This is a genomic window from Undibacterium sp. Ji83W (assembly GCF_049340385.1).
Classification (GTDB): domain Bacteria; phylum Pseudomonadota; class Gammaproteobacteria; order Burkholderiales; family Burkholderiaceae_D; genus Undibacterium.
In genome coordinates this window covers 24,342-34,536 of the sequence record NZ_JBMPOZ010000038.1, presented here as the reverse complement: position 1 = coordinate 34,536, position 10,195 = coordinate 24,342, and the positions used below count along the sequence as shown (strand labels likewise).

Sequence of the window (10,195 nt, the reverse complement as noted above, 5' to 3'; positions counted from 1 at the left end):
CGTTGCAGGTTTCAAACCAAAGGTACGATGCGGCATCCAGTCACTCGATCTTGATATGCCTACCAAGAACTTGTTGGTAATTATATTAACTAACTACCGGAAGCGTCATAATACAAGGTACGATTAGCGCAGCGTAATAGTACGTATGATGCCCATAAAATTGCAAAAGCGCACAAAAAGCCTCGCCTTCATCTGGAGCTGGAACAAAAAATGTTACTCTGCAATTTCTCAGGAAGATCAGCTTTGGAGATCACAGGATTTTACTGACATGCGTACGATTACGCTGCGCCAATCGTACCTACTTGCTGATCATTATTTTTAGCTGGCATCATGCACACATACACCAAAGAAAAGTTTAAAAATATAGCGCCGGTCTTGTGTTTTCTTGCGTATGCATTTGGCGGGTTGGCATGCATGATGCGACTGGACGATATGAATGAGGACTGGCCACTTGCCTTCAGCTATGCAGCTATTGCCGTGTTAGTCGTGATGGCAATATGCGGCACATATTGGCGTAAACACCTTGCGGAATTAATGCATTATGGTTTGCTGAAAACGGGCTTTCTCATGCTCCTTGTTTTTTCCTTCTTAACATTGCAAAGCGCTCCCTACGTATTTTTGGTGAATGCATTGAGCGCAGATAAAGCCACTGTCCTGCTAGAAGGAACTATCATTTACAAGCAAGCCTATCACGGCAAATTTAGTTCACGTATACTCAACATTCGAGGAGAGAACAATCCAGAACCGATAGCCTTGAAAGTAACTCAGGGCGAGTATGACAAGGCCACAGTAGGTGAACATTATCAGCGATGCATGCGCATGGGTGGCCTGGGCTTGCTATTTAAATGGCGCAATGACGAAGCACCACGATGCGCCGATCAATACCAGCATGATAAAAAGGGCATATAAGAGATGAAATTGAATATGAAAAGCCGGCTTTCAGTTGCCTTGTATGGCGCAGCCTTGCCCTGGTTAATCGCCTTCGGGAACTATTTGGACGACAGGCCTGTAAAGCCCTTATTTAATACCTGTTTTAGCCTGGGCTTGTTTGTTGCCCTGTATTGGGTAGGGCCATATCTTGAAGAATTAAGAGACGGAAAAAAACAAAATGATGAAAAGTAAACCGGCATAAGACGATACGGCACTCGTCGTCGCTGCTTCTTTCTTTAATCGTAAATGACGTGAATAGACAAGGGCAAGTCTCCTGCAATGATTTCACCATTTTTCTGTTGTTCAGGGAAGCGGAACGCGACAGCATTACCAGGGATTTTTTCTAGTGGCTTCATCAGGCTAATTGCCACCATTTCGCCTGATTCATTTTTATAAAAAAGTCGTGGCTTGGCAATACTCTCAGGGTAATGGAATTTCACGGCGATGCATTTTTTGCCTGCGGTTTTGAGTCGAATACTCAACCGCGCATCGCGCAGGTAGTTTAGCAACTGGTCACAAGCCTGATGCAGGTCAGCTAGTGGATAAACGCCATTGGGATTTAGCTTGATCGATCCTGTGTATTGAAAATCAAAAGTGCCAGCTTGGCGATTCAACCTGAATTCGGCGTCTTCTTCATAAGCCTGCTTTATATCTGGTATGGAGGTCGTCAAACCTTCATCCAAAGGTAATTCCATCCGCGTGGTTTTACCAATCAACTCAAGGCGCAGGTCTTTTAACGAGGCCTGCCGATCTTTGGGTTTGAGATCAAAAGTCACGCGGACAAAATTTTTATCCTTCTTGTAGTCGTCGTGCCATCTCAGCGCCTTGTAGGCGTCCCGGTAGGACATCCATTGCGGGTCACGCATTGTGGCAATCGTGACTTGCTGGACAGGCGTATCCACTTCCTGTGCAGAGAGGTTCGCAATGCTCATTGTTGTGCACAAGACCAGCATACAACTTTGATTTATGTTCATGAAAAGCCTGGTTCAGTAGATTATCGATGACATTGTAGCAAAGTCTGCTTATCAGCCCGCGTAGCCTGCGTAGGTACGATGAGTTCGCAGGTACGATGAGCGCAGCGTAATCGTACAATTCGTAGCAAATTATGCAGTCAGTTTTGGATTGTAAGTCGCCAGCCGATCGATGATGATCGGCTTGCGGCACCATTACATGCGTACGATTACAGCGCTTTAATTCGTAGCTGCTGCCTGCCCAAACTTTAACTGCGTCAACAGACTTGCCGTATCGGCGTGCAGCCAGTAGTCTTTTACTTTACCACCTTCGATACGGAGGATGTCTGTGCCTGTGAATTTCAAGGGCGTCCCTACGGCTGCACCGGCACCGGGTATTCCACCACCATAGTTGCCCGTTGCCTCCCAGCGCAACACTGCAAAATTGCCATCGACAATGGGGCCGACTTGTACCGTGAAGCGCAGGTTCTTGAACAGCGCATGGCTTTGCGCAACCCAGGCTGCGAGTCCTGCGGGGCCACTGATCGCGGTGTCGGGGCGGCCATCGAGCAAGGTGGCATGCAAAGCAAAGTCGGGGGCGATGATGGACTTTGCCAAATCCAGATCGCCATTCCATAGAGAAATCCATTGATTAGTCAGTGCCTGATGTGCTGTGGTCACGCGGGTTTGGTGCGTTGGTGTGATTGCGGCTGGGGCAGATGCCCTTGTCTCAGCGGTCGCGCCAAAAGCCGCAGTCAGGCTCGTGCCCAGCAATGCAATTGCGGCGGCCATCTGCATGGCTTTACGGGAATATTTTCCAAATGAGTTTCTGGATGAGTTGCTAGTTGAGTTCATGAAAAGCTCCTGAGATAAGTTCAATGTATAAAAAAATTAGTAGGTGATTGCGTCAGTCATCGCCGGTCTGTTGAAATACTTTTGCTTGAGTTGGCAAATTCCCTGATGAGGCCTTGCCGTTTGCAGTAGTATTGCGATGAAAGAAGTATGGGCGAATGTCTGGGTAAAAGAAATTGCAGAAAGCCGACTAGCCGCTATGCATTAATGCATATCCGTGTGAGATATGCGGGAGCGGATTGGAGATTGGCAGTGTGCTGGCACAGCTGATACGGCGACCAGCTATTTTTTATGAATGGCCTTGGATGCTTCTGGCAAAAACGGTGGCGGGACATATCCCTGGCTTGTAAAGCTTAAAGTATAAAAATTGCGTGTGGACTATTGCTTCTTGACGTAGTCCCTCAAGCCCGCCGTGAGCGCAGCAAATGTCACGGCACAACGTGGGCTTTCGCGCAGATCTTCATGCATGGCGACCCAGATATCCAGGTTGACCGAGAATTGTGTTTTCAAAACGCGGACCAGGTCTTTATCTCTTGCTGCCAGCGCAGAATGGCAAACCCCTATGCCATAGCCCGCGCGGATTGCTGCCAACTGGGCCAGATCACTGTCGGTACGCAAGGCAAATGCGGATGGTTCAAGCGTGGGGAATTTTGACCTCAATTTACGCAGGAAGGCATTTTCCTGGTCAAAACCAATGATGGTATGCCGCGATAACTCGTCCATCGATTTTGGCATACCAAAATCAGCCAGGTAGCTTTGGCGTGCAAAAAACCCAATCTCAATTGCACCGGCACGCTTGGCGATCAAGGCGTCTTGCTCTGGGTTGACCATGCGCACGGCAATGTCTGCCTCTCTGTGTAAGAGATCATCGACATGGTTCGACAACACCAGCTCTATCATCAATTCAGGGTGTTGCCGCCGCAATGCCGTCAAAATAGGCGGCAGCACTTCGACACAGGTGACTTCACTGGCTGTTACCCGCACGGTGCCACGCACACCTGATCCATGGCTGCTGGCGACCCTGCGCAGTGCCGCAGCAGTGGCGGCAACATCGGCTGCATAGGGCCTGAGTTCCAAAGCGGCCTCCGTTGGCGCGAAGCCGTCAAACGTGCGCGTGAACAGTTTCAACTCCAGCGCCTTCTCCAGACTGTCTATATGGCGGCCAACGGTAGGCTGCGTCATGCCCATCGCCCGCCCTGCAGCCGACAGTGACCCCGTGTCGATGACCATCAAGAAGGTGCGGTACCACTCCCAGTTCGGTTCAGTGTTCATGGCATATACATTTATTTATAGCGACCATGCGATTCTAGGCAATTTTCATTTAGCTGGCAATACTGCACACTGGCATCTGTTGCAGTAAAACTTTTGCAGTAAAAACTAATGCCGCATTGATGAAGGAGTCCATACCATGAATATCGCCACCCATTTAGCCCAGCTATTTTCCAGTCACGCAGAGTGCGCAATCGCCTTACGCCCCAGGCAACTGGCGATAGCGGTTTTCGGGCTGGCAGTGCTGATACTTGAATTCTGGTTGAAGGTGCCTGTGAAGCCGGTGCTGGATACTTATCTGCAAAAACTGCTTGCCTGCATCGCACCCACAACATCCTCGCAGGCTGCGGTGTAAGGCAGCCGACAAAAAAAGCCCCATCAACGTGTCGATGGGGCTTTGAAAGCCGTTTTGAATGCTACATCAACGGCAAGATGATCTATGCAGCCTAGGGGCTCACCGCACTCTTGATCGCAATCGCTGTCACTGCCCATCCCAGCCAGCCATTTGGCTGCGCGACACTCCAGGCCATGGCTGAAGAACCGAGGGCTGTCACTGGTGCATGCTGCGTGCCAAAGGTCAGGGTATTGGGATTAGCATAGCTGAGCGCACCCATGCCGTAAGTGGGGACTATGCTTTGCGCATAATCGCCGCCATACACACCAAATACCAAGGAATTCGACTGCAAGGTAGTTTTGGTGGCGCTGGCTGTGGTGCTGATATTGCTGGCGGTGACAGGGTTGCCATCAAATATCGTCGGGGCGAAATTCGATATCTCATAAGCGGCCATCACCACGCCTTGCGCTGCACCGCCATTGGCATTGATAGTGAACGATGTACCTCCCGCTTTTGCAACTGCATAGAACCAGCCAGCGCAGGAAGATTTACAGGCATCGGTTTTGTACCAGGTGTAGTTGCCTGCGTTCTTGTTATCGGTGACGGTAAAGTTATAGGTATTGCCCTGGTTGCTGGCCATTGCCACCAGGATCAGATTACCTGCCTTGACCGGATTGGTAAAGCTGATGGCAGCGGGCCTGGTGTCGCCATCTGCATAGGCCGGGGCAGCCGTTTGCACGACCACAGCAGACGCCGGGGTCTGTACGGCACCAGGAAGACCCTTGATGGCGATGACCATTTCTGACCAGCCTGTCCATCCCTTGGGTTGCGCCACTTTCCACGATACCGGAGTGCTACCTGCTGTCGCTGCCGTGGCAATCTGCGTGCCGTAAGTCAGGGTATTGGCATAAGCAGCATTGAATGCGCCTGCGGCATTGCCGGGGGTGATCACCTGATCTGGGTCGCCGCCATAGACGCTGAGCACGAGTGAATTGACCGAGGCAGTCTGCTTGCTGGCACTTGCCGTGGCACTAGTATTACCAGTGCCGCCAATGCCATTAGCAATAACTGGCTTGCCATCAAATATCGCAGGATCAAAATTGCTGACTTCAATCGCCGACATGACCAGCGATTGCGCTGCGCCGCCAGTTGCGCTGATCGTGAAACTGCTGCCACCCTTTTGCGCGACCAGGTAGAACCAGCCAGCGCAGGTAGTCTGGCAGGCATCGGTCTGGTACCAGGTGTAGTTGCCAGCGTTCTTGTTATCAGACAGGGTGAAGTTATACGTGTGGCCCTGGGTGGATGCCATGGAAACCAGGATCAGGTTGCCCGCCTTGACAGGATTGGGGAAGCTGATCGTGACCGGGCGCACCGAGCCATCAGCAAATACCGGCGCTGCAGTCTGCACAATTTGCGGCGGAGTGATTGGCGCTGGTACCAGGCCAGTCACTGCATCTGAAACAGCGCTGGCAGAACCTGCACTGTTCTTTGCCGTGACTGTGCAAGTCAGCGCCTGCCCTACATCTGCCGTGGTGACGATATAGCTGGCGGCAGTGGCACCAGAGATTTGGGTAGTGCCACGCTTCCAGCGATAGGCATAACTTGTGGGTGCATTGCTCCAGGTGCCAGTTGAACAAGCCAGTGCGCTGCCGACGAAAGACGTGCCGGAAATAGCAGGCGCTATGGAATTGACCGGGGCTTGCACACTGCCGAGCTTGGCGCTGCAACTTGCCGTCGTGCCGCCGTTGGAACCGGCGCAAGTCCAGGTCCATGGGCCTGTGCCTTTCAATAAAGAGGCGACACCAGCGCTGCACAAACCCGTCGTCGGTGCGCTGCTGAAGTTTGCACCGTCAGCACTTCCACAACTGCCATTGACGGGCACAGCAACACTTGCCACCGTAACTGAATTGCTCATGACCGAGACAGAGCCCTTGGCATTGCTCGCGGTAACGCGCCATGCAATGACCTTGCCCGCATCCGCGCTGGCTGGCGTAAAGCTGTTGCTGGTGCTGCCTGCAACATCGGCTCCATTCGCTATCAATTGATATTGATAACTCGTCGGGCTATTGGTCCAGGTGCCTGTACTTACGCTCAGGCTGCTGCCGACCTGTGGCGTGCCCTGTATGGTTGGTGCAACACTCACCGCTGGCAAACCGGTATCGCTGGCCGCACCAGACTGATAGGCACCCACATCCATCGCCTGCGGGTTGCGGGCCTTAAGATCATAATCGTTGGTCACCAGCGAGGTCACTGCTGTCGCTATCGAACCCGCACCACGCGCGGCGCTGTTGGTTTGCAAATGAAAGTCAGCACCCGCCTGCACAAACAGCGGGTTGGCCATGATCGCGGTGGAATCCAGCCCAGGGCTGCCAGAGCCGTTGAACCACAGGTTGCGCGCGAAGGTGCCTGTGCTGGCCGGTACACCATTCGAGCCCGAGTTATACGGCGTGCCGGTGGCGACGTAGAAGATATTGTTTTCAACATCCATCGCGCCTTTGGGCAAATTCCAGTCATTCGTCAACGCGCCATAATTGCTGTTGCCTGCGGTGTTGGTGTTGTAGAAGGTGTTGTTGTATATTTTTGCGCCAGTGATGTCGGTCGTGTTAAAACGCACCGCTGCATACTGGATGTTGTAGACAACGTTGTTCCAAACCTTGACATTGCCCGCCGTACCATCGGCCAGGTTGATGCCATGCTTGCGCACATCGTGGATCAGATTGTGGTGCACATTGATATTGCCTATGGGTGTGCCAGAGGAGCTGTAACTCTGCACACCATTGCCGCCAAAGATATTGCCGACCTCGTTATAGGCCACCTCGTAAGAACCGGTACCATCGAAATAGAAACCATGGTTTTGCAAAAAGCTGCTGCCATCGTCTGGCCCGCAATACACATCATGCACATGGTTACCCAGCACTACGACGCCATTGCCGCTGCCTGTGACACCCGCGCCCTTGGCGTTGACGTTGTGCACGGCGGTATAGGCAGTCAGCTCATTATTGACCACGCGCCAGTTGGCACCCTTGTATTTATTCAGTTCATACCCTGCCTGCACACTGATCATGCCATCGCCACGGCCTGATTCTATCTTCAGATTGGTGATGGTGATCCCGGCACCGCAGCCTATCTCCTGGCGCGCACTGTCGGCTGAGGTAATCACGCCGCCGGATGCGTTGTCTTTGCTGCTGGCCAGCGCCTGCGACAATTGCGTGGTTTCTGTCGGAAAGCCCATCAGCGTGATCGGCCCGCTTTGCACAGCACCTGTTGCCGGTGTGCCGGATTTGTTTTGCGCCCGCAAGAAATAATTGTCACCGGCCTGATGCACATCAGTCCAGACACCGCCACGCATGACAATAAAATCGCCCGGCAAGACTATTCCCCACACACCAGCAGTCGCCACAGGCTGCAAGCCGCCTGCAATCGTGCAGCCAACATTGATGTCGTTGGAGTTATTGCTGACTGCCAGTTGCACATGCCGGTAAGGGTGGTTGATGTCATCCGGCTGCCCGGTGCTGTCATTGCCATCCAGGCTGACAAAATAGATTTTGCCGGGATTGATTTTAAAACTCAGTTGATTCGCGTCTGTGGCGACATTGCCGTTGATGACCACCTTGACAGGCAGGTCGCTGCCATTTGCGGCGCCACCGAGTGCGCCTATCTGTGTCGTGATCTGTTGTATGTCTGCCCTGCCGCGTGAGACACCGATGGAACGGTAATTATCTACCTCGATATTATCGAGATACACCTTGGCATTGGTGCCAGCCCCTGTCGTGCCAAAGTTCTGGCCAAAGACCGACAGATAAATGCCCTTGTTATTCTCGCCGCCTGTAGTGGGGCCGGACGTGATGTCGGTATAAAGCTGCTGTGGCAGGGAGCCAACTGCGCCACCAGAAGAAAAGATCGCCGTCACATATTGTGTATCAGCAGTTTTGGTGAAAGTACAATCTGCCGTGCCGCTGCAACCCGTACTTGCGGCTGCCACACCCGGCCCGGCCCAACCGACAAAACCACTGCCAGATGCATGCAGGGTCACAGTCGCATTCGCCTCAAACAACTGGCTGCAACTGCCAGTGTAGCCAAGCACGTCACTGGTACAGCTCACAGCACCCGGGCTGCCGGTGACAGTCGTCACCGTGCCGCCACCGGCGACGCTGACATTCAGCAGTGAGTTTGCAGCAGGCGCGGCCACCGCACTCATCATCGCCCTCAGGCCAGAGCCCAGCGTCGCTATCGTCGCCGTCCCGCCACCAGCACCAAGTACAGAATTGCCGCTGCCCAGCACAACAAAGGCACTGGCCGCAGCCGCCACCACAGACGCGGCCAGCAGCGTGAGATATTTTCTGGTTTTCATTTTTATTCTTACCTTTCCTGGGCGCAGCGACAGATCAAAGTCAAACAGCGGGGATGGGAGACAGCTTTGTCAGCAAGGCAGCCTGCCGGATAAATGAGGCAGGCTGATGATTATTTGGCAAACATTGATTTTAGGTAAGGCATCCATGGTTTAGCAACTCATAGATATGAGAGGATTTGTATCTGGTGTATCAGGATGTAAGCGTGGTGATGATGTCGGGGACTTTGCCCCGGTGCGTGACCATCTATGGCGATGCACGACGAAGCATCGCGACGGGTGCTTTTTGACACACCGCTTTTCGATCAAAAATTCAATGCATACGCACATAAAGGTGCGTCGAGACGCACCCTACTTCACTGGTCTATTTCTTTTCCGCAGGCATTTGATTCACTGCCTGCGCTATCGCTTCCTTGAAATTCAACTGGCCTTCCAGATAAGGCTCCCACACCTGATCTATCAAATCCAGATATTCCGGCCAGGCTTTTTGATACAGGCCATTCTTCAATGCGTAAGGCTGGTAGTCAAGATTAGCACTCTGCTTGAGTACATCCTGGGTCACTTTGCCGACGGTATAAAATTGCAGCACATGCCACAAGTCAGATTCGCCGTCACGATGTGCAGCCTTCATCCTGTCATTGATGGCATTGACCAGGGTATCAGTCACGACAGTATGTGATGCCTCGTGATAAAGCATTTCCAGCGCCGCCAGGCCCTGATAATCTGGCCGGCCACTGGGCATGATGATCTGTTCATCGGTATAGGCACCCGGCCTTGTACCTGTCAGCACGACGATATCACTGCGTATCGGCGTGACCGGAAAAGCATGGACCATATACTTCTCTATGCGCGTCTGTATTTCCTTGCCATAGCTTGCGTCCAGCTGTTTGGTCTGCTTGATCCAGTCCTGGTTGCTTTTGTTTTGCGATGCCCAGATACAGCGGGCATACACAGGAGCAACCCGGTTCAGAACTGCAATGAGCCGAGCCGGAATAGCCAGGCCGCTGGCGTCACGACGCTGGTCATCAACGCTCAGGCCACGCTTGATACCTTGCATGGTCGCATCAAAAAGCAGATCGCGTTTAGCATAATCAGCCTGGTAAAAATCAACGGCTTCTTTCAAGATGATGAATTCTGCATCGCCAGGCTTGTTATCCCAAGGCAGGTCTTGAAGTGATTTTTTTTGTACCGAGACATCCAGCAAAAAATGGTGCAGGTTCATTAAGAACGCGCTGTGATAATCAAAGCTGGCGCGCTGCAAGGGCAAACCCGGCTTGCTGTTTTCTGCACTGTGTGCGGTCGTCAGGAATGAACAGACAAGGGAAAGAGAGAGCAATAACTTCAGGATAAGGCGCATAGTAATTCGATGAGGAAGGGGAAAGGGCTGCTGACTTGGCTTAGGATTTGGACATACTTAAAGCATGCAAATTCTTTGGCGGCGATTCTAGCTTAATTTTGCTGGCCCCTGTATTTTTATGCAATACCAAATCCACAACATTAAGAATAGAATTC

At 52.3% G+C, this 10,195-nt stretch carries 8 protein-coding genes; 2 read left to right on the top strand and 6 right to left on the bottom strand.

The genetic code is table 11. The features are described from left to right. Nucleotides 1–837: 837 nt before the first annotated feature. On the bottom strand, nucleotides 838–894 hold the full coding sequence (locus ACO0LD_RS30820; RefSeq protein ID WP_423013200.1) for a hypothetical protein: 57 nt from the start codon (nucleotides 892–894) through the stop codon (nucleotides 838–840). 24 nt (nucleotides 895–918) lie between these two features. On the opposite strand from ACO0LD_RS30820, the gene ACO0LD_RS30815 reads away from it, so the two are divergent. Then, nucleotides 919–1,122 (top strand): hypothetical protein, encoded by a 204-nt coding sequence (locus tag ACO0LD_RS30815; protein WP_423013198.1) that lies wholly within the window; start codon nucleotides 919–921, stop codon nucleotides 1,120–1,122. A gap of 44 nt (nucleotides 1,123–1,166) precedes the next feature. On the opposite strand, the gene ACO0LD_RS30810 is transcribed toward ACO0LD_RS30815, so the two are convergent. The 3 genes from ACO0LD_RS30810 to ACO0LD_RS30800 form a co-directional block, all read right to left on the bottom strand. Then, nucleotides 1,167–1,904: a hypothetical protein gene (locus ACO0LD_RS30810; protein WP_423013196.1), complete on the bottom strand. Its 738-nt coding sequence runs from the start codon at nucleotides 1,902–1,904 to the stop codon at nucleotides 1,167–1,169. Nucleotides 1,905–2,120: 216 nt separating this feature from the next. Continuing rightward, nucleotides 2,121–2,735 carry an ester cyclase gene (locus tag ACO0LD_RS30805; RefSeq protein WP_423013194.1) on the bottom strand — a complete coding sequence of 205 codons (615 nt, stop codon included), beginning with the start codon at nucleotides 2,733–2,735 and terminating at the stop codon, nucleotides 2,121–2,123. A gap of 375 nt (nucleotides 2,736–3,110) precedes the next feature. After that, a complete protein-coding gene (locus ACO0LD_RS30800) occupies nucleotides 3,111–4,004 on the bottom strand; it encodes a LysR family transcriptional regulator (protein ID WP_423013192.1) in 894 nt (297 codons plus the stop codon). A 136-nt stretch (nucleotides 4,005–4,140) separates the two neighbouring features. On the opposite strand from ACO0LD_RS30800, the gene ACO0LD_RS30795 reads away from it, so the two are divergent. Then, nucleotides 4,141–4,356, top strand: coding sequence for a hypothetical protein (locus ACO0LD_RS30795; protein WP_423013190.1), 216 nt, complete (start codon nucleotides 4,141–4,143; stop codon nucleotides 4,354–4,356). A gap of 91 nt (nucleotides 4,357–4,447) precedes the next feature. Here ACO0LD_RS30795 and ACO0LD_RS30790 read toward each other — a convergent pair whose 3' ends face one another. Together ACO0LD_RS30790 and ACO0LD_RS30785 are read right to left on the bottom strand one after the other, a co-directional pair. Beyond that, nucleotides 4,448–8,686, bottom strand: a complete 4,239-nt coding sequence (locus ACO0LD_RS30790; RefSeq protein WP_423013188.1) for a hypothetical protein — start codon at nucleotides 8,684–8,686, stop codon at nucleotides 4,448–4,450. Nucleotides 8,687–9,047: 361 nt separating this feature from the next. Further along, nucleotides 9,048–10,040, bottom strand: coding sequence for a hypothetical protein (locus ACO0LD_RS30785; protein ID WP_423013186.1), 993 nt, complete (start codon nucleotides 10,038–10,040; stop codon nucleotides 9,048–9,050). Between the last annotated feature and the right edge of the window lie 155 nt (nucleotides 10,041–10,195).